The 20,696-nt window shown below is 35.6% G+C and carries 16 protein-coding genes and 1 other RNA gene; 12 read left to right on the forward strand and 5 right to left on the reverse strand.

Annotated features, from left to right (window positions below; all coding sequences use genetic code 11):
- Positions 1 to 70: 70 nt before the first annotated feature.
- Positions 71 to 697, reverse strand: coding sequence for an alpha/beta hydrolase (locus tag ACIP9W_RS18855; protein ID WP_400792595.1), 627 nt, complete (start codon positions 695 to 697; stop codon positions 71 to 73).
- Positions 698 to 849: 152 nt separating this feature from the next.
- Here ACIP9W_RS18855 and cypC point away from each other — a divergent pair, with 152 nt between their 5' ends.
- Positions 850 to 2,106 (forward strand): CYP152 family fatty-acid peroxygenase CypC, encoded by a 1,257-nt coding sequence (cypC, locus tag ACIP9W_RS18860; RefSeq protein WP_400792597.1) that lies wholly within the window; start codon positions 850 to 852, stop codon positions 2,104 to 2,106.
- A 22-nt stretch (positions 2,107 to 2,128) separates the two neighbouring features.
- A complete protein-coding gene (locus ACIP9W_RS18865) occupies positions 2,129 to 2,350 on the forward strand; it encodes a hypothetical protein (protein ID WP_400792599.1) in 222 nt (73 codons plus the stop codon).
- Between the two features lie 477 nt (positions 2,351 to 2,827).
- On the opposite strand, the gene ACIP9W_RS18870 is transcribed toward ACIP9W_RS18865, so the two are convergent.
- Complete coding sequence (locus ACIP9W_RS18870) at positions 2,828 to 3,736, reverse strand: DMT family transporter (RefSeq protein ID WP_400792602.1); 909 nt, start codon at positions 3,734 to 3,736, stop codon at positions 2,828 to 2,830.
- 205 nt (positions 3,737 to 3,941) lie between these two features.
- Here ACIP9W_RS18870 and ACIP9W_RS18875 point away from each other — a divergent pair, with 205 nt between their 5' ends.
- From ACIP9W_RS18875 to ACIP9W_RS18885, 3 genes are all read left to right on the forward strand, one after another.
- Positions 3,942 to 5,165, forward strand: coding sequence for an ATP-grasp domain-containing protein (locus tag ACIP9W_RS18875; RefSeq protein WP_400792605.1), 1,224 nt, complete (start codon positions 3,942 to 3,944; stop codon positions 5,163 to 5,165).
- Between the two features lie 87 nt (positions 5,166 to 5,252).
- The gene (locus ACIP9W_RS18880) at positions 5,253 to 5,696 is read left to right on the forward strand and encodes a CotY/CotZ family spore coat protein (protein ID WP_400792608.1); all 444 of its coding nucleotides are present in this window, start codon (positions 5,253 to 5,255) and stop codon (positions 5,694 to 5,696) included.
- Positions 5,697 to 5,832: 136 nt separating this feature from the next.
- Positions 5,833 to 8,001: a YheC/YheD family protein gene (locus tag ACIP9W_RS18885; RefSeq protein ID WP_400792611.1), complete on the forward strand. Its 2,169-nt coding sequence runs from the start codon at positions 5,833 to 5,835 to the stop codon at positions 7,999 to 8,001.
- A 495-nt stretch (positions 8,002 to 8,496) separates the two neighbouring features.
- Here the strand turns inward: ACIP9W_RS18885 and ACIP9W_RS18890 are convergent, their stop codons facing one another.
- Positions 8,497 to 9,717 carry an ATP-grasp domain-containing protein gene (locus ACIP9W_RS18890; protein WP_400792613.1) on the reverse strand — a complete coding sequence of 407 codons (1,221 nt, stop codon included), beginning with the start codon at positions 9,715 to 9,717 and terminating at the stop codon, positions 8,497 to 8,499.
- Between the two features lie 151 nt (positions 9,718 to 9,868).
- Here ACIP9W_RS18890 and ACIP9W_RS18895 point away from each other — a divergent pair, with 151 nt between their 5' ends.
- On the forward strand, positions 9,869 to 11,260 hold the full coding sequence (locus tag ACIP9W_RS18895) for a Mur ligase family protein (RefSeq protein ID WP_400792615.1): 1,392 nt from the start codon (positions 9,869 to 9,871) through the stop codon (positions 11,258 to 11,260).
- A 144-nt stretch (positions 11,261 to 11,404) separates the two neighbouring features.
- Entirely contained in the window at positions 11,405 to 12,799 is a 1,395-nt protein-coding gene (locus ACIP9W_RS18900; protein WP_400792617.1) for a UDP-N-acetylmuramoyl-tripeptide--D-alanyl-D-alanine ligase, read from the forward strand.
- 131 nt (positions 12,800 to 12,930) lie between these two features.
- Here the strand turns inward: ACIP9W_RS18900 and ACIP9W_RS18905 are convergent, their stop codons facing one another.
- Positions 12,931 to 13,860 carry a C40 family peptidase gene (locus ACIP9W_RS18905; RefSeq protein ID WP_400792619.1) on the reverse strand — a complete coding sequence of 310 codons (930 nt, stop codon included), beginning with the start codon at positions 13,858 to 13,860 and terminating at the stop codon, positions 12,931 to 12,933.
- Between the two features lie 352 nt (positions 13,861 to 14,212).
- On the opposite strand from ACIP9W_RS18905, the gene ACIP9W_RS18910 reads away from it, so the two are divergent.
- The 4 genes from ACIP9W_RS18910 to ssrS all read left to right on the forward strand — a co-directional run bounded on the left by ACIP9W_RS18910 (position 14,213) and on the right by ssrS (position 17,302).
- Positions 14,213 to 15,664: a hypothetical protein gene (locus tag ACIP9W_RS18910; protein ID WP_400792621.1), complete on the forward strand. Its 1,452-nt coding sequence runs from the start codon at positions 14,213 to 14,215 to the stop codon at positions 15,662 to 15,664.
- A 107-nt stretch (positions 15,665 to 15,771) separates the two neighbouring features.
- Positions 15,772 to 16,455 carry a YqjF family protein gene (locus tag ACIP9W_RS18915; protein WP_400792623.1) on the forward strand — a complete coding sequence of 228 codons (684 nt, stop codon included), beginning with the start codon at positions 15,772 to 15,774 and terminating at the stop codon, positions 16,453 to 16,455.
- Positions 16,456 to 16,520: 65 nt separating this feature from the next.
- On the forward strand, positions 16,521 to 17,042 hold the full coding sequence (locus tag ACIP9W_RS18920) for a YhcN/YlaJ family sporulation lipoprotein (protein ID WP_400792625.1): 522 nt from the start codon (positions 16,521 to 16,523) through the stop codon (positions 17,040 to 17,042).
- A gap of 66 nt (positions 17,043 to 17,108) precedes the next feature.
- A non-coding RNA gene (gene ssrS / locus ACIP9W_RS18925) (6S RNA) lies at positions 17,109 to 17,302 on the forward strand.
- A 397-nt stretch (positions 17,303 to 17,699) separates the two neighbouring features.
- On the opposite strand, the gene ACIP9W_RS18930 is transcribed toward ssrS, so the two are convergent.
- A complete protein-coding gene (locus ACIP9W_RS18930; protein WP_400792627.1) occupies positions 17,700 to 19,370 on the reverse strand; it encodes a zinc-ribbon domain-containing protein in 1,671 nt (556 codons plus the stop codon).
- 202 nt (positions 19,371 to 19,572) lie between these two features.
- Between ACIP9W_RS18930 and ACIP9W_RS18935 the strand changes: the two genes are divergently transcribed.
- Positions 19,573 to 19,947 carry a hypothetical protein gene (locus ACIP9W_RS18935; protein ID WP_400792629.1) on the forward strand — a complete coding sequence of 125 codons (375 nt, stop codon included), beginning with the start codon at positions 19,573 to 19,575 and terminating at the stop codon, positions 19,945 to 19,947.
- Positions 19,948 to 20,696 lie beyond the last annotated feature (749 nt).

The following is a 20,696-nucleotide window of genomic DNA, read 5'->3' on the forward strand; positions in this document are numbered from 1 at the left end:
CGAAAATTCCCAGTACGATAATTATTCTCGAAATTGAAAAGGGACTCTAGCAGAGTCCCACAAGTTGGTATTATTGATCCTTTAGAAATGCTAGTAAATCTTGATGGTTTTCCGGTGTTACACCGTGCCCATCCCCGTATGTTTTAAACGTAACATTTGCTCCGAGCGCTTCGAAATAATCTTTGCTTTCTGCCCCCCACTGGGAAGGAATCACGTAATCATAATCCCCATGAGAAATGAAGATGTTCAGATGGTCGACTGGACGTTTACTATATTCTTCTTTTACAAAATCAGGTATGTATCCACTTAATGCAACAACTCTGTTAATCGAATTCCCCATAACTAGTGCTAAAGATTGTACGAGTATGGCTCCTTGGCTAAAGCCTAATAGTGTAATATCGTTTGGATCAAGGTCATACTCTTCGATTGCTTCGTGTATAAAAGATTGAACAAAAGTTAGTACTTTATCAAATACATCCCGATCGGGTTTACCTACTTCTGCAATTGTAAAAAACGCATAGCCTGGATTGTAAACAATCGGGCCACGTAAACTGAAAATGTGATGGCTTTCCTCAAAATTTCTGACTAGCTGTGGTAAGTCTTCTTCGCTACTTCCCATGCCGTGTAATAAAAAAATAGCCGGTTGCTTTCCAGTTTCCACAGGAGCTGTATGTTTATACGTAAAAGGTGATTTCATTTCATTTCTTCCTTTCAAGCTAAAAGTATATCCATTTTAACATAGCAGAAGTTTTTCATCGTCAGATATCTATTTTGTGAGTTTTAATGGGAATGAAAGGGGAAGAATAAGAAAGGGAGAAATCTATGGAGAAGTAAAAGGAGACGGATTATATGACAGGTTCTAGACAAGTACCGCGTGAAGAGGGATTAGATAATAGTTTAAGCTTGTTAAGAGAAGGATACATGTATATTCCAAATAGAAGGCATAGCTTTGCAACTGACGTATTTGAAACACGTTTATTAGGGCAAAAAGCAATTTGTATGGGAGGAGAAGGAGCAGCAGAGATTTTTTATGATAATGAAAAATTCATAAGAAATGGGGCAGCTCCCAAACGTGTGCAGAAAACATTATTTGGTGAAAAAGGGGTTCAAACCTTAGATGGAGAGGCTCATACCCATCGTAAAAAGATGTTCATGTCCTTAATGACGCCAGAAAAGCTAGAAGAACTTAAAAATATTACTACCAACCAATGGGCATACGCCGCGAAAAAATGGGAACCTAAAGAAGAGATCATACTTTATGAAGAAAGCAAACAAATTATGTGCCGCACAGCTTGCCAATGGGCTGGTATACCATTGGAGGAAAGAGAAGTACTAGAACGAGCAAATCAGTTAGGGAATCTATTTGAGTCTCCAATCTCCGTAGGTCCAGGGTATTGGAAAGTCCGACATTCCCGCAAGAAAGTGGAAAAGTGGATAGAGGAGATGATCGTACAAGTAAGAGAAGGAACGATGAAATGCTCTGAAGAATCTGCGCTATATACTTTTTCTATGCATCGTGATTTAGAAGGAAAATTGTTGGATATAGAAATAGCTGCTGTGGAATTGGTCAATATATTACGACCGATTGTGGCTATTGCCATATTCATTAATTTTACGGCGTTGGCAGTACATCATAATCCTAAGGAAAGTGAAAAGTTGAAAAACAGTGACGACCGGTATGCTCATATGTTTGTACAAGAGATTCGACGTTACTATCCTTTTTTCCCATTAGTTGCGGCTAGAGTAAAGAAAGAATTCACATGGAAAGATTACACATTTGAAGAAGGAACACTAACCTTGCTTGATTTGTATGGAACAAATCATGATGCTGAGCTTTGGGATGATGTTGATACATTCAATCCAGAAAGGTTTGCTGATTGGAAGGGGAGTCCTTTTAGTTTTGTTCCTCAAGGCGGTGGAGATTATATGATGGGGCATCGCTGTGCAGGAGAATTTGTCACAATTGAAGTGATGAAGGTAAGCTTGGATTACTTAGCGAATCGTCTATCCTATCAAATTCCCTCGCAAGATTTGAGTTACAGTCTGGTAAGCATGCCAAGTATGCCTCATAGCAAAGTAATTCTTAAAAACGTCAAACGAATATAGTATGGGACAGGAGATAGTAGCAGTGAAAGAATTCAAAATAACTTACTTTTTTGATGAAGAGCATTATATTCGAAGATTCATCCATGTAGAGTCCCAAGAAAAAGCGGAAGAACTCGTTCAAATGGAGCGAGATCAATATATTTCCTTCACCGATAGTAGAGGAATTTACCATGAACTGAATACGCGAAATGTTCGAGTGACTCAAATATCCGAATACCACAGAATAGATAAAACGAAAAAATAAGGTTATACTGTGTCCGCCGTGATTTCACACGACAAAGCCAAGTAAGTGGAAGTTTTTGGTGAATGATTCCGGATAAAGTTCAACAAAATAGTCGTCTCATTCCAAGTAAACTTGCTTTATGAAAAAATGGTTGCTCTCAGGAGTAATTTGGTTGCTGTAAGACTGCAACTAGTTGCTCTCAACCGTCGTTTGGTTGCTCATGAACTACAATTGGTCGCTTTCGACAACTGTTTGGTCGCCCTTATCCATTTTCTGGATTCACTTATTCTGCAACTACGTAATTACAGAAATTTATTGTGGCAGCGAGAGGTAGACGAGACCCTACAGTCGCTCGCCCACGGAAAGCGAAGCGCCGCCGTCCTTATATCCAGGCGGACACTTAATTCCACTCACTACTGCGCAGTTTCTCTATCATGTGCGTTATGCATTTAACGCACCTTGAGCTAAATCGGATCAGAAACAGGTGCTTTTCTAATTTTATATTTCTTTTTGGGGAACAGATCCTCGTCTTCTACCATACAAATGTACGATTAATACACCTGCGATTGCGATAAATCCTCCAATGATAGAAAGAATGGTTGGTAGTTCACCTAACCACAACCAAGCGACCACTATCGCAATAACCGGTTCTGCATAGAGTAAGCTAGAGATGGAGCTTGCTTTACTTAGCGATAAAGCGATCGCCCAAGTTAAATAGGCAATGGCTGTTGGAAATACTCCTATGTATATTGCGGACAAATTTGCTTCAAGAGTTGCATGCCCGATGTCGTCTAGCAATCCTGGAACAAACACAAGAAAAGGAATGGTACCTGTCCAAGTGAAATAAGCGGTTAACTCAATTGGATTGTATTTTAACAGTAATGATTTCTGATATACAAAAAATATGGAAGTTGCAATAGCCGCTATAATAACTAAAAATACGCCAGGCGAGATGTTGAATATGGAATCTCCAGTACCTATTCCGATTAACACAATACCAACAAAACCAAATCCTAATCCAAACCATCCAATCGTTCCGAGACGTTCTTTTAATACGATCACTGCGATAATAGTTGTGAAGATGGGAGCAGAACCGATTAGCATCCCTGCAGTGCCGGCAGTAATAGTCAGTTGTCCAAAGGTTACACATATATGATATAAACTGATTCCAATCCATCCAAGAAACGCTATTTTGAGTAAATCTTCTTTTTTCGGCAAGCGAAAACTAACCCCTGGCCAACATGCAATTATTGCGAAAATAATGGATGCAATGGTAAAGCGGAATAATATCAAATGACCGGCAGAATAGCCACCGTGTAAGCTAGAACTAATTGCTGCAAAAGTGGATCCCCAAATAAAGACTGTAAATGAGGCTAAAATGAGTGCTTTCTTATTCAATTTTTTCACCAGACTTTCTACTAACGAATAGATGAAAAAGCACCTACCGTTATTTATATTACATAGTAAAAGTAAACAACTAATACTACAATAAAACCCACTATAAAACAACTTAATGAAAAGAATTATCCTATTAGGCGAATGTAGTGGCTAAATGGTTTTCCATACATACTTTATAGAGAAAAAGTGTATAAATGAATAGGTGGCTATTCCTATGAGAACAATTGTATTTATTGGAAGTTATAAATATGGAACAAGTAAGGAAGCCCTGAAAATAGCAAAAGAAATGGGATATTGTGTCGTTCTTTGCACGGACAAGACTAAGCGCATAAAGAGTAATTCTGATTTCTCGGAAGTGGATCAGTTTGTGCTAATGGAAGATTTATTAGACGAACAGCAAATGGTGGAAGAAATAACGAGGCTGATGGAACAAGGGAAGCATATTTGCGCATGCGTCAGTTTAATTGATCCATATGTTTCTTATGCAGCCAGGATATCAAAGTCTTTTGAGCTAGCTGAAACGTCCATCGATTCCTTAAGATTAATGGAAAACAAAATAGCGATAAGGGAAAAACTAAAGAACTTTCCGATTACCCCCTTTTATACAATTTTTCGGCCAGATGATTCCCTTGAAAAGTTTGAAAAAGAATATAAATCCCTCTTTCCCTTTATTATAAAACCCCCAATATCAAATGGTTCAAAGGATGTACTACTTGTTGAAACGATAGAAAAGCTAGTAAATGCTTTATCGTTACTAAAAAAAAATCACCCACATTACCCATTTTTAATAGAAGAATTTTTACAAGGACCACAGTATCTTATTGAAATTTTGGTTTATAAAAATGAAATTAAGTTCCTCGGATTAGTGGAGCAGGAAGTGTTATACAATGGCAGATTTATCGTTACTGGTTATAGTTTTCCTGGGAAAGTCGATATGGATGAATATCGCAGTTTATATGCTTGCATTTCCAAAATTATAGAAGAAATAGGTCTTGAGAATGGATCCTGTCATATGGAAATGAAACTTGTTAGTGGTGAATGGAAACTAATAGAAATAAATCCGAGAATGGCTGGAGGAGAGATGAATAGAATTATCGAAGAAGGAACCGGGATTAATCTGTTAGAACAAATTTTAAAAATATATTTAGGTGAGGAGCCTATTTTACTAGAAAAGAAGAAAAAGCAAGTGTATGCCAAATATTTAACAATAGGTTCCCGTGGAAAACTACTCAAAATTTCCGGAAAAGAACAGGCTTTAATGCATGAAGGTGTGAGACATGTTCACATTAAACCGCTTGAAGGAAGAATTATAACGAGCCCATATTCAATGGGAAATCGCTATGCATGTGTCATTGCTGTTTCAGAAACAGCGGAACAAGCAGAAGAGATTGCCTTAGAAGCTGCAAAAGAAATTAAATTTTATCTAGAACCTTTTTGAAAGCAACAGTGGTTCAATAAGGTAGTCTGTTTACCCGTGTAACCTTCTCAAGCCGTAATATTATAAGTACTAAGAGTAGGAAGGGGGTTGAAAAATCAATTGAGCAGCGAAATAAAAAGTAACCAATGTATATGTGATGCACTCTGTGAATTAAAATTGCTCCAGGATTTATTAAATAATTCCCAAACGAAATTTTTCGGTCGATTACTTGCCAAAATAGCAGGTACCGATACGATTCCCTTACTCTTAATAACCAAAACAGGGGACCCATTAAGCTTTAGCAGTACGGAAGAGTGTTTTGAAACAATTTATTTTAGAATAGAGTCCATCGATAAAGAAAGATGTTGTACAACAATTTCGTTACTACGTCCTCTTGATATTGAAGGGAATTACTCTAATTCTTTTTGTGATTTGGTTAGATTAGAAAAAACATCTATATGCAAGAATGTTGATTTGTCACGTATTTGTGCCATACAACTATTGGAGACCGAATTGTTAACAAGAAAAATAATTATTGAGCCGAAATGGTAATGGCACCTCTTCACCCTACAAGTCTTGGGGTGTTTTTTATTTTTACTTAAAAAACTGAACGTTTGTCCGTATCCAATGCAAGATGGATGAATTTAATACAAATATAATCACACGAATGTTAAAAGGAGAATATTAAATGACAACAATAGGAATGCTGCACCATCGTAAAGATCCAAAATCCGTCATCAAGTCATATGCATATGCTGCAGTCGCTAAGGCGGAGGGGGTCAACTTTTTTTACTTTTCACCAGGTGTAGTAAATTTTGTGAATCGATCTATTCGAGGTCAAGTTTATGAAAATGGTAGCTGGAAAGAGAAAATAATGCCTTTTCCAGATGTTATTTATAATGCAGGGAGCCCTGAAAAATTAGCGAAGTCAAAAGAAATCATTGATAAATTGAAAAGTGAAATCCCATTTACTACAAACTCGATAGGTAATAAGTGGAATATAACTGAACGCCTAATGGAGGCAAAGGAATTTGCAAGCTACTTAATCCCCTCTGAAGTGGTAAAGAATGTAGAGAATTTTTACAAGTTCATCTCTTCTTTTCATAAAGTTGTCCTTAAACCGATTGATGGAAGAAAGGGGAAAGGAATCTTTTTTATTTCTGAAATAGAAAAGGGTTATGAAGTGAGGAAGGACTCAGATAATGTATTTTATACAAGGGAACAGCTGAATGTATTTTTGGAGGATAAGCTATCGTCCGGCACTTTTATAGTTCAACCATATATACAATCGGTCAATAAATCTGGTCAAGTGTATGATTTTAGGCTTCATGTCCAAAAAAATGGCGAAGGCAAGTGGGTGATTACTACTATTTATCCACGAGTCGCTCCAAATGGATCTATCATTCCCAATATTAATAATGGTGGTTTCACAAATTATTTAGATCCATTTTTGCTACAGGAATTTAAGGAAGAAGCATTTGATATTAGACGGATGCTTGAGCACTTTTCGTTGTCGTTAGCTAATCATTTAGATGAAATACAAATGGTGAAATATGGAGAAGTTATCGATGAAATAGGAATTGACGTTGGACTAGATGAAAATTTAAAAATTTGGATTTACGAAGTAAACTGGCGTCCAGGCTGTCCTCCTGCTTTTTATTTGGAACTAGATGTAGTAATCCATTCCATTCAATATGCAAAATTTATAGCAGAAAATCAATCGAAAATAAAAAAGGAAATTAGCAAAGTAAAGAGGAAAAAGATCGAAGAAAAAGGAGAAATACCAATCATTGCGATAACGGGAAGCGCTGGTAAAACAACGACTAAGGCATTCCTTGCATCGATATTGTCTAAGAGGTGGAACATTTTTGAATCCAAAGATTATTGGAATACAACGGAGCATACCAAAAAACATGCTGCAGAAATTAATGATGCTCACGAGGCGGTAGTATTAGAATATGGTATGGCTTATCCAGGGGTTATCACGGAACATTGTAGCATTATTAGACCAAACATTAGCATAGTGACCAATATCGGTCTTGCACATGTCGGAAACTTTGATAGTGATATTAGAGGAGTCGCTCATGCAAAATCTGAACTAATTCACGGGATGGATCAAGAAGGTATCCTCGTCGTAAACAAAGATGATGAAAACTCTAAGTATTTGGAGACTCAGCAATTTAAAGGGAAAATAATGACGGTCAGTACAAAATCACCAGCTAACTACAGGGCCTATAAGATTCAATATAAAGAGAATGGTATGAGTTTCAAAATGAGACTGCAGCGACAAGAAATTGAACTATTTATCCCTATTTTAGGGGAGCATCATGTATACAATGCTTTAAATGCGATTGCTGTGGCTGACTATTTAGGATTCACCCCAATGGAAATTAAAGCCGGGTTAATTTTTAGAAAACCGCCTAGAAGATTAACAATATATAATTGTCGGGACAACATTACAGTAATTGATGACACTGTCCACTCTCATCCACAAGGAGTACGTGCTGCGTTGGATGTACTAGCTAATATAGGGAAACAACGAAAAATAGCAATTATTGGTCAAATGAGAGAGCTAGGGGAGTTAAGAGAACAAGAATATCGGAAAGTCGGCGATTACGTTCAAGAAAAAGGCATTGATATATTAATCACCTATGGATTTAGAACGGAAGAAATTGGAGCTCAAGCGAAAGCAAAAGGATTTCCCTCTAAAAATGTTTATCATTTTTTAAATAAGGAACAATTACATGAATTATTGGCAGAAATTGTGGAGAAAGACGATACGATTTTGATCAAAGGAGCAAGTAAAACGAATATGTTTGATACAGTCAAGTTTTTGGATCAAACGTTTAAAGAATAATCTTAAAGAAACCTGAATAACACTCTTACTAAAGGAGCGTTAATCAGGTTTCTTGTATTTGGATAAGACTTATGGAATTTTTTATGATGCGTTCATATAGGGATACTGCACGGTATTTATCGGCGTCTCACTCCAAGTAAACTTGTTTTATGAAAATTGGTTGCTCTCAGGAGTAATTTGATTGCTTTCAGCCTAGACCTAGTTGCTCTCAACAATTGTTTGGTTGCTTTCGACAGCTGTTTGATTGCCCTTAGCCATTTATTGGAGATACTTATTCTGCAACTACTTAATTGGAGGGATTTAGTGCGGCGGCGCGAGACTATTGCGGGAAAGCGAAGCGCCACCGTGCTAAATACAAGCGGTCACTTTCTTCAACTTACTACCGCGCAGTTTCCCTATAACGTTCGTCACTTGATTTATCTTTCCATCTTAGCTAGGGAACTACACTTTTATTGATAAAATTAAAAAAAGAGCACCTGTAAGGTGTTCTTAGTTTTACTCCTCTTCTAAATGGAAAGTAATTTCGCTTGCTGCTGTATTTGCAAGTTTTTTGGCTTCTTCTAAACTACTGCCAACAGCAATTACATAAGCATATCGATGTCCCATGGATAATGGTGGCGTTAAAAGAGTTCCTTTTTTAGGCTTCACGTAAACCTCTACGACTCCCGGCGATTTTTTAGCCCTCGCTTTACCAGTTACTTTAGCTAGTATTCCTTTCTTTGTGGCAATAACATATTTGGTAAAAACAAATTTCTTAAATTTCGGTAATAGAGCAGGACTTTTTCCTAAATATAATTTAAGCGTCTCTTCTACTAAATTAATTCCGAATGCTGCTTGAATCATTTTGTTCATGGCACCTCCGGAAATTCTTGGATTAATCTCGATGAGTTTCCAACCATTCTTGGCTAAACGGATTTCCAAATGTAAAGCGCCATTTTCAATATTGAGCTCTTGAATAATGGATTGCAGAACATTTTCAATTCCTTTTCTAATCGTTAAAGGAACATTTGCAAGCACACCATAACCTGTAATGATAAATCGCTTGTTCTTTGTAATTTCTTGTTCAAGAATTGCAACAATACGAGGTTTATGTTTGTGAACGATTACTTCTACCAAATATTGATCACCATCTATATATTCTTCAATCATTATGGTGGTATCTGGATTCTTACTTAGAAGATTTTCAATATGTTTTTTTAGTTGTTCTTTTCCTTCGGCTAACAATACGTCTTTAGATCCGGTGGATTTGGGTGATTTTATAATAATAGGAAAATCAAACTGTTCACATATCGTTTCTATAGGAATTGAATCGCCTGGGTTGATCAAGAAAAATTTAGGGGTATAGGGCTGATCTTTTAAAACCGACCGTGTCTCCTCTTTATTTTCCATTATTTCAATGGCTTTGGACAGAACATAATTGTGACAAAATTCATCACAAAGGATAGAAGCGGTATGAACAAAAGGATCAACAAAACTAACGATGATTTTTATATCGACACCAACTTTTTGTAACTTAAAAATTTCTTCTCTCATATCGTCTAGCTCGTATGTGTTTACAAAAACCATTTTATGGACGTCTGTATATTCCTGTCTTTGTTGGATTTGCTTCTCGTTATTTGTGAAAAGGATGGTAAAGTATCCTAAATCTCCAGCTGCTTTAATCGCTTCCCTGCTAGATCCGGATTTGTTTGTGCTGATAAAAATAATTGCTTTCAAACGGCTCACTCCCTTCTCAAAATTTTCATTAATATGTTTCTTTCTATATTTATGACATGTTCTAGCTTTGGCATAGTTATGTATCACGCAATTATGTTCCATTTATCCAGTCAACTTCCGTTTAAAAACATATTATATAGAGGAAAGGAGTGTGAATAAGCAAATGAAATCCCATACAGTCGGCAATATAAGAACAATCATCTCTGGTGAGTTGGTGCAAGGTTCTGATGAAGTGCTAGTAAAATATGGAGCATACCGTTTAAAACAAATAAAAAATCAAAATACCATACTTTTTACAGATAAAAGAATTATCGACTGGAGAAGCCTTAAAAAGTTTTTCCCTTTAGTGCTTGCAACAGAGTGGAAATATAATAAAGATGAAATTCCTGAGAATGTAACTGTCATCCAAGTAACGAATGCCGACGAAGCATATTGGAAATTTGTTCACTACTATCGCAGTCTATTTCATATCCCTGTGGTAGCCATAACAGGAACCTCAGGAAAAACAACAACAAAAGAAATGATCAAGCATATTCTTTCAGCAGATAGGATAGTTACAGCTACAAGTCTTACTAGTAATTCTAGAACGGCAAATTTGCAGTATCTTTTGAGCATAGATGAAGAAACGGATGCGGCTATTTTTGAAACGGCTGTTGGTTCACCAGGGGATGTATTAAAAGCAGGGGAATATTTCAAACCTACCATAGGGATCATTACGAATATCGGAGCACATCACCTAAATTATTGTAAAACGCTAGAAGCCTATATTGAGGCGAAAGGAGAGATGTTACAAATTGTTAATCCGGCAGGAATATTAATTATAAATGCGGAGGATAGCAATACAAGCAAGATTAATATGAGTAGCTTTAAAGGCAAAATTATAAAAGTAGGGACTCATAGATCTTGTCATTTTCGAGCTCGTAATATTCAGTACTGTCAAGACGGTATGGAATTCAGTGTTAAGCACAAGAAGAGAAATTATCAAGTATATGTACCTGGGCTGGGGGTTCATCAAGTCTATAATGCGCTTGCAGCTATTGCGGCTGTTTATGAAATGGGAGTAACTATCCCGGAAGCTGCTTATCAATTAAAAACGTTTCGGAAGTTCAATAAGCAACTGCAAGTGGTGGATGGTATAAATGACTCTGTGATTATAGATGATACATGGAGTATAACAACAACCTCTTTAGAAGCAGCATTAAAAGTATTAAATGAAATTGGCAAAGGAAAAAAGAAGGTAGCAATCATAGGGACAATTACTGATTTAGGTTCATGGGGTTATATTATTCATGAACAGGCAGGAGATTTAATTTACCAGAATGGAGTGGATGTACTCATTACGATAGGAGAGCATGCGAGCATAATAGCAGAACATGCGGTAAAGAGAGGTTTAACTTCACCGGTCTACACATTTAGGAATGAAGTCCTCGTTTTAAATCTATTAAATAAAATTATAGACTCCAATACAATTGTTCTGATTAAGGGAGATATGTACAGCCAACCTATAATTGAGTTAGCTGCATTATTGAGGAAGAAGAAATAATTCATTACTGCACCAAGCTACTAATAATACTGTTCGGAAATATTGGTGATAAATAAATTTAAAAAGATGGACAAACACTGTGCACATTTCATACCTAATCATCTAAAAACTGATTTCATACTATACAGAGGGAAGGAGGGTACTATGAAACCTTTACGTGTGAAAGAAATCCGAAATTTATTACAAGGGGAACTAATAAGTGGTTCCGAACTTTGGAATGTAAGTAATGCTATTTACTATAATCGGCATGAACTAACAAAACGAAATTCGCTAATGTTTGTAAGCAGGAGTGATTCTATTAACTGGCAGGAAATTAATAATAAGGGACCATCTCTTGTGATTTCAGATAAGCCTTCCTCAGAATTGAAAAATGCTCTATCGGATACAACCGTTATAAGAGTAAGAAGTCTCGTGCAAGCGTATTGGAAATTTATGGACCACTATAGAAATCTATTTCAAATACCAGTTGTTGCAATAACAGGGACATGTGGTAAAACTACAACGAAGGAAATGATCAAACATATTTTAAGTAAAAGATGGAATGTGCAAGCATCAATTAGCAGCAAAAACGAACCACGTCAATCTTTGCCTTATTTGATGGGCATTGCTGAAAACACAAATGCAGCTGTTTTTGAGCTTGGATTGGGTAATACCGGGAATATAAAACATCAGTGCAATATTTATCAGCCGACAATCGGAATTATTACAAATATCGGCGTTCATCATTTAGATGGTTGTGGAAATCTGGAAGGATATATAAAAGCGAAGTCAGAGATAGTGGATGGCATAAAGAAAAACGGCACATTAATACTAAATGCCGATGATGCCAATACAAAAAAAGTTCCTTTACAATCATTTAAAGGAAAAATAATCTATTTTGGAGTAAGTGAGAAGTCTCATTTTAGAGCTTCCAATATTAAATTTGCAAATAATGGAATGAATTTTCAAATTCATATATCCAATAAAAAATATAATGCATTTATACCAGGATATGGTGAACATCAAGTATATAATGCGCTTGCAGCAATCGCAGCTGTAAACGAAATGGGGATGGATATAGATGAAGCCATTTCCCAATTAGCGACCTTTAAAAATATGACAAGACACTTAGAGTTTTCAGATGGACTAGGTGGAAGTACAATTATAGATGATACTTGGACAAATAATCCTACATCTGTCGAAGCTGCATTAAAGGTGCTAGATTCTATTGGGCAGGGGAAAAAGGTCATCCTTGTACTCGGCGATATTAAGCGATTAGGAAACTTTGAAAAGAAATATCATCGGGAAATTGGAAGTATGGTTGCAAAAAGAAACATTCATACACTTATTACAATAGGGAGCAAAGCAGAAGATATAGCAAACCAAGCAAAGAAAGAAGGAACAGAGGCCACAGTCCATATTTTCAAAGATGTCAAAGGGGCTATTGATGTATTAGAGCCTATCCTTGACGAAAATTCCATATTATTGATAAAAGGTCCAATGTCGAGCCGATCGATGATTGACTTCGCCAATAGCTTGAAAGAAAATAAAAGAAAATAATAGAACGATAAAAAAGAAGCATTCAGGCACTACGCATTGAATACTTCTTTTGTTTTCACAGCTTTTAAGATATCGAAAAAGAGGGAAGGGAAGTGGCGGACCACTTTCCTTCCCTCTTAAATTATAGTGACTTAAAGAACGCGTTTTGCTGTTATATAATGCTGATTATAATAATCAACAAATAGCACTCTTGTTATAACTCCGTTTGAATTTGGAATAATGATACGGTGATCCCCCGCGTAAATTGCTACCATAGTTGGTGTTTTAGATCCTTTAGTACTGTTAAAGAAAACTAAATCACCTTTCTTTAAGTTGGAGCGAGACACGGTTGTCCCTTTTTTCATTAGTTCTTTCATATTAGTTGTCCCTAATTTAACACCATTTGCTTTGTATACATAATCCACAAATCCAGTAGCAGTGAAACGTAATGCTGCAGAATTATTGACATTACCCATTTTCACTTTACTCTTTAAACTGATCGTTTTTGCAACGATGTTATCCCCTTTAGTTGCAGGGTTTGCAGGAAGTAGAGTCGGTAATACTCTTCTTGCTGTAATATAGTTATCTTTATAATATGGCTTACTGTTTAAGTCTGAAATAACAATATTTTGTTTTGGGTCTGCCATGTGAATGACTTTATTGTTCCCTATATACATGGCAACGTGATTTGGCACTTTACCACCTCTGCTATCAAAGAAAAGAAGATCCCCTTTTTGTAGTTGAGTTCTGGAAACGGCTGTTCCTTGTTTCATCATATAATCTTCATTATACGTTCCAAGGTCTACTCCATTTTTCTCGAAAATGTACATTAGAAAACTTGCACATGAAAATTTGTAAGGATATGTATCCTTGTACACTGTATTACTATAAGTAGCTTTGCCTATTAAACTCTTAGCTGTTTGAATTAATTGATTGGCCTTTGCTTCTACTGCTTGTTGATTATGCTGACTATTAACGGCTGCAGCTGAAGCATCTATTGGATGAATAACAGTAGGAGAAACCCCTAATGCACTAAAACCGATTACGACTGATAATGTAGTTGTGACGAATTTTTTTTTCATTATGTCCCTCCAGAATTTTTATTGGTGGCTTTCACTGCACTGATTTTAGCATGTAAAAGTATAACTACTTTTAGGTAGATTATTCCACGCAAGAATATGACAGGAAGGAAGCCTTGCCACTAAAAGGTTTGTCGGGGAACTTTACAGTTTGATTACAAATGTTACAAAAGCCCTCATATATCTCGGTATGCAAGGATGGAAAGTAGTGTCTGCTCTAGTAGTAGTTGTATCTTTATGGTTTGGCTAAGTCTAATCCGTACCATTAATTCTAATGAAAAGATCAATCACTTTATTTTTAAACTAATTGGCCACATTTGCCCAAATTTCTGCATATGATGTGTAGAAGGGGTGTATGATGAACGATTATATAAAGATGTTTAAACAATTTTTGCCGCAAACTGCAACTGTATTAGAATTACAACAGCCTGAAAAGAAACCAGCAGTGATAGTAGCAGATATCGATGGGGATCAGGTGGCTGAGTTAATCGGGGCGTTCCAGTATCAAGGGAAAAACTATATTTTAATATTAAAAAACAGAAACAATCAGTGGCAGCCATTAATTATGATAAGTGGAAGTGGTTATGGTATTTCAGATTTAGTAGCCTTACCACTCACAGATACTGGTGTAAATACGCTAATCATTGGTTGGCAACAAGGTAGTATATGGTCCCAATTAAATTTACTGCAATGGACAAATAATGGTTTTGTCTGGTTACCTACGAATGATATTGTCTATAGTAAGTTGGAAACAGAAGATATGAACAAAGACGGCAAGTATGAACTTGCTATTTGGACGCATGATACCGGGGAAGCTTATAAAGTGGAAGTTTATCGGGTTGATAAAAATAATCTTGTACAGGCAAAAGATGTCTATCCATATTATTTTAAAAAAGTCGCAGCCTATTATGAAAAGCTACTACAAACAAATGATTATTCTTATTACTGGTACTACTTGGCTGATGCTCAAAGGAAAGCGGGAGAGCTGGATCAAGCTTTAGCTTCTATTGATAAAGCTCTATCTTTTTCTTCTCCTTATCCATCAAAAGAAGTGCTAACAGAAAAAAGAGAGGAAATCTTAAAACAACAGGGGACAACAAATTCAGATAGACCAGTTGTAATAGATTGGGCGATGGGAGATGTAACCGGTGATGGAGTCCAGGATACTGTCTATTTAACCGGGGAAATGACAGAGGGAAGTCCACTTTGGAAAAACATTACCCTTGTAATACTTAATGGAAAAACCAATATGTATGAAAGTATTTCTTTGAAGGAAAATATGGGATATAACCCAACGATTTTTCTCGGTGATTTTACTGGAAATCATGTAGATGACATACAAATAGTGATTGATACTGGTGGAAGTGGCGGAACGATTTATGCATATGTATTTGCATTTTTAGATGGGGAAATGAAACAAATATTTGATACCGATGTATATAATGAGCATTCCAAATATGAAGTTAACTACCGAGACCATTATAAAGTAACAGTAACTAGCTCGAATCCAAAGAAGGAATACACACTAGATTTAATGTACAAAGGAGAAGAGTATTTATCGGAAATTTATAATAAGGACGGTACGCTAAAAGAACCGATAGAAGGATGGGTAGACCCGATTAGTGGTTTATATCCGGTTGATTATGCAAGGGATGGCACTTATGAGCTCCTGTCTTATCAAGAAATTGCAGGTAGATATCACGCGGATGCATTGGGATACGTTCAAAATGAATGGAAATGGGATGGACAGGAATTTGTATTCAATCGGCAAAATGTTTCTATTTTCGGTAAGGATTTAAATGCTTAAAGAAACAAGTTTCAACCCCTTTTTTAATAGAAAGGGGTTTTTGTGTTTGAGGAATAAAAAATAGGGCACTATAAGCATGTTATCTCGTATGAAAGGAGAAACTTCATGTGAAAAAAACTTGGATCATGACTCAGGAATGGCATCACGTATTGTTTCTGCATTGGCCGGTTTCTCCTGAGAAAATATGCAAATATATCCCTGCAGAACTAGAACTGGATTTATATAATCATCAAGCATGGATTGGAATAGTATTTTTCCAAGTGAAAGGAAATCGCCCAAGATTCATCCCTCCTTTACCTGGGTTCAAATCTTATTTAGAACTAAACGTTCGAACGTATGTTACTTACAAAGGAAAAACGGGTGTTTATTTCTTCAGTTTAGATGCTAATCATCCCTTAATTGTGGAGTTAGCGAATTTGGGTGATTTTTTACCGTATCGTAACGCTAAAATAAGTTTTAAAAAGCACAAAAAAATATTTTCACTCTACAGCAAATACGAACGCCAAAATGAAAATATCCTAACTACATTCGAACCAATCACTAAACCATTGGAAAGTACTCGGCTTAATACTTGGCTAACAGAAAGATATAGCCTATGGACGAAAACAAAAGGACGGTTGTTCCGGGTAGATATAAGCCATACTCCCTGGAGACTGCAAAATGTAAATGGGCTTGTTTATGAGAATACAATGGCTCCTTTTTTAAAAGAGAATTTTAGTATGAAGCGTCCCCTAGCTCATTATTCCACTATGAAAAAAGCTCGATTTTACCCTCCAATATTAGAAAAATAAATGAATAAATAGTAAAAAATTACGCACACTATCCTCGAGTAGTTAGATTAAAAGGAGGAATTAGTATGAATAAATTGCTTCAAATTTCTATGATGATGCTTCTTGTTGGATCATTAGCAGCGTGTGGGACAAATAACAAAAATGATGATGTCGCTGACAATAGTGCAACTACAACGGATAATGTGACAGATACAAACATCAATACGGACACCGATACAGTTAATACGGACACGGATGATACAAATGGTCACGAAGGTCATAAAGTAGAGTTAGCGGATGATGTGGCTGACAAAATCCAAGGAATGGAAGAAGTAAAAGGTGCAAGTGTATTTGTGACAGATAACAATGCATATGTTGCTGTTGACCTGAAAGATGGGGTAGACGCGAGCGAAGAATTGGAAAATAAAGTTGCAGATGAAGCTAGAGCGGCAAATGCAAACTTTAATAATGTATATGTGACAACGAATCCAGATTTCACTAAACAATTTAATGAATACGGCGAGAAAATTAGAGCTAATGAACCTGTAGAAGGATTTTTTGAAGAGTTTTCGGATACGGTAAAAAGAGTTTTCCCAGATGCACACTAACTAAAAGTAATAATCTGTGCCAATCATTTCCGTTGATTTTCGCAGGGAATAGGTTTATTATATAAATACGAGCTGCATTGTACGTATGGATATTAAGTTTTAACCTTTATGCTGTAACAGGGAGTTTTATATAGAAGCTGGAATGACAGGCCTTATTCTCTTTTGACAATAAGGACATGCAAGATAGCTTTTGCGAACACCCACTTTGAGGAGTGGTGGTTTAAAACTTTCTAATAAAATACGGCAAAGGCGGCTTATCTAAAAAGCTTATAATAGCAATGTTTATAGAGCACTCCTTCCAGAAATGGTTGGGGTGTTTTTTTATATATTTTTGGTTTGTCGCAAATTTATCGCAATAAAATTGAAATTTATATCTAAATATAAACTTATGCATAAATTTCTTATTATCGCTTAGCGTAATCACATCTAAGCCAGTAGATCATACTAAATGAATCGTGATATCTGAATCTGATCACTACTGTTTTAGTGACTTTCCACTTTCCTGATATTCGTTAATACTAATTATCCAAATTTTTTCTTTTTTCTACAAATAAAATCCCCCCAGAAATTCAAGCTCTAGGGAGGAGTATCACAAAAATCTTCTTCTATAAGACGCTTACGTATAAATGAAACCGCTCGTTCTGTAAGTGGAGTTACTTAGATTGTTTTCCGGCGCTTATTAATTGCACAATCTGGACACCAATGTCCTTTTTTTATTACGCATGGTATAGTATGCCATTTATGACCTTCCTTACAACGGAAAACTAAAGGTGTTTTTGAATCAATGTACTCATTAGATAAACAAGTTCCTTCTCTTTCATGAACGATTTTAAGTAATTCTTCAAAATGTATTTGACGCCGTTTCTCAGAATTGCAATGTTTACACCATTTACCGAGTACTTCTAATTCATAAGGTTTTAGTTGGAAAGTATGGCCCTTGTGGCACTTGAAGTCGAGTTTGGTCAAATAATGTTCATAATGGTTAGTTAGGAGTTCGCCGCTATTCAATTTTGCAAGAGATTTCAGATAAGCTATTTTACTTTTAGATTTGTAAACCAAGTCCGTACTAATTTCTATCTTCTCGTTATAAGGGATGTTACGCTTAATTAATTCATGTTTGATAAAATCACTTAATTCTTCGGGATGATTGTAGGGGATTTCAATTAAATGAATGTTTAACTCCTTGCAACGATGCCTTTTTTCTAAGTCGAGAATTATTTGTTTCATAAATCCTTCAGCATTTCCATGAAAGTACTTATTAAATTTATAATGTTGCTCGCCTTGATATTCAAAACCAATCTTTAATTGATTTGATAACTCACAATATCCATCAAGCTCTAGTGAATCACCTAAGATTTTACGGGTTTTAATAAATGTGGACCCTAATAGTTTTTGAAAAATAAATCTACATTTTTCTTCATTGATTGAATAATTACAATTTGTACACCATGCATCTTTATTTTTAACATTTGTCGGAAGAAGCTCGAACTTGTGTCCTTCTTTACATACAAATCTGATGGGGGATTTTGCATCCAAGTATATAGTAGAAAGGCATTTACCACCCTTGGATTCAGCTATTGAGTTTAACTCACTTAATGAGATTTTTCGACATTCGTGACACCAGCGACCAGCTTTTACCGCACCGCCTGGTGCAGGCCATTGATGACCATTTTCACATTCCCAATCATAGGTAGCTTGCATACCTTTATATTCATTAGATAATAATTTTCCATTACGACTTTCTGCGATTTCTTGTAAATGCTCAAGATCTTTTGGTAATGAATTTGAACATGTATGACACCAATGCCCTTTGAGTATATTTTTAGCTGCTGTCTCCCATTGATGTCCAAATTCACATTCCCATGTCATTTCCACGCTACAGTTTATATACGTATCTGAAAGACATATTCCTCCGCGATTAACAGCAATTTGCTTTATTTTATCCAAATTATAAGTTGGATTATTACATTCTTTGCACCAAGAATCTTTATTTTTAATGCTATCAGGAGTTGCGGGCCATTGATGCCCAAATTCACATTCCCAAAGTAATTTAGTTTTGTTATTAATATATTCTTTAGACAAGCATTGCCCATTTTTTTTTATAGCAATATTTTGCATTTCTTCAATAGTGCCTTTAGTATTACCATTGCAGGAAGGGCACCAATTATTAGAGTATAGAATATTGTTAAAACTAGCCTCCCACTCATGTCCGCAAATACATTTCCAATGGTATTTATCCTTTACTTTTGTATAAGTTTTGGATAAGCAACTACCCCCTTTTTGTGCAGCAATACTTTTCAGATCTTCAATTGTGTATAAAACACTCATATCTAATCCCCCATAAATGTTATTTGGAGGTATTATTTACTCATTTTTATTGTGTATACTTCAAAACAAAGAAAAATGATTTGGCTAGGACAAATCTGTAGAATTATTTTGTAAGAAATTACAAGTCAAAATCATTTAATAATGAAAGAAAAAAATATGCACCAATCTTCCTGGCGAAGGATTTGTTCAAAATAGAAATAACTTGCATGGTGTTTTTGATGTTGAAAAGGGGAAAAAATTAAAAACAATTACTCTTATTGAAGCTCTTGAACGAGTTAAATATATTTATGAAACGACAATAAGCGAAGATCTAGAAGGAGCTGTTAGATATCTGAATGATTATAGAAATATGATTACTCACCATTCAATATCAATTGATAGTTCAGAAGTTGATATTCTAATATCCAATATTAAATTCACTTACCAAAATTCTATTGTCTTTTTTGATAAACACCTACCCGGTACTCTAGAAATCATTGACCAAGAAATATTTGAATTAACTAAAGAGGAGTATAAAGAACACCAACGAGATATGGAAGACTACTATCATGAAGTAGCTATGAGTAAAATAACTTAAAAATTCTATTTAACCACCGTTTTATAGACAAAATACTAGCCCCCTTAAAGTAACTTTTAAGGGGGCTTAAAATACTTATTTTTGTCTATTTACTCGTCTACGATCAAAATTATAAAAGAGTGGGAGTACCCTCTCTTCCGTCGAAAAAAAGCAATGAATGATCAAGTTTTAGATCTGCCTGTGCTGCTTAAACTAAAGAATGGATAGGCACCGTTTGATGAAACATCTAAACTTGAAAATATCAGAGAGTGAAAAATAAAAGAAATTCAAATCTTAAATTTTGAAGGTGTACTTATAACTACTACGGTCTTAGGGGATCTTAAACTCTTCTGTTACTGTAACATTTGGTCGGCCTCTTCTTAGTGAGAGGAAATACGTGAAATGAGTTTCTTCTATATATAGATCGATTGTTCGACATTTTTTTAAGAAATTTCGAGAAAAAACTTGCTATAATATTTAGAGGGTGATATGATAATCACCTGTCGTTTTAATTACTAATTTTTAAAAACGATATTAAAAGTTGTTGACAACGACAACTGAACTTGTTATCATATAAAAGTTGCCCCGAATAATCGGTGGTGGCGAAAAATGAACATTGAAAACTGAACATGCAAAACGTTAAGATATAAGCTATCAGATTAACTTGTTAGTCTGATAGCAAAACAATTATGACATCATTTAATGATGATGCCAGCAAAACAAAATGAGCTTTTTAAGTTCTCTATTATGGAGAGTTTGATCCTGGCTCA

It is taken from the genome of Psychrobacillus sp. NPDC093180 (assembly GCF_044754065.1).
In the GTDB taxonomy this organism is placed as follows: Bacteria; Bacillota; Bacilli; order Bacillales_A; family Planococcaceae; genus Psychrobacillus.

What these genes read in the sequence shown, in the direction of transcription:
- ACIP9W_RS18920 (WP_400792625.1), top strand. Translation starts at nt 16,521, where the DNA reads ATGAATAAATTGCTTCAAATTTCTATGATGATGCTTCTTGTTGGATCA.
- ACIP9W_RS18855 (WP_400792595.1), bottom strand. Translation starts at nt 697, where the DNA reads ATGAAATCACCTTTTACGTATAAACATACAGCTCCTGTGGAAACTGGA.
- ACIP9W_RS18910 (WP_400792621.1), top strand. Translation starts at nt 14,213, where the DNA reads ATGATGAACGATTATATAAAGATGTTTAAACAATTTTTGCCGCAAACT.
- cypC (WP_400792597.1), top strand. Translation starts at nt 850, where the DNA reads ATGACAGGTTCTAGACAAGTACCGCGTGAAGAGGGATTAGATAATAGT.
- ACIP9W_RS18930 (WP_400792627.1), bottom strand. Translation starts at nt 19,370, where the DNA reads ATGAGTGTTTTATACACAATTGAAGATCTGAAAAGTATTGCTGCACAA.
- ACIP9W_RS18885 (WP_400792611.1), top strand. Translation starts at nt 5,833, where the DNA reads ATGACAACAATAGGAATGCTGCACCATCGTAAAGATCCAAAATCCGTC.
- ACIP9W_RS18900 (WP_400792617.1), top strand. Translation starts at nt 11,405, where the DNA reads ATGAAACCTTTACGTGTGAAAGAAATCCGAAATTTATTACAAGGGGAA.
- ACIP9W_RS18905 (WP_400792619.1), bottom strand. Translation starts at nt 13,860, where the DNA reads ATGAAAAAAAAATTCGTCACAACTACATTATCAGTCGTAATCGGTTTT.
- ACIP9W_RS18875 (WP_400792605.1), top strand. Translation starts at nt 3,942, where the DNA reads ATGAGAACAATTGTATTTATTGGAAGTTATAAATATGGAACAAGTAAG.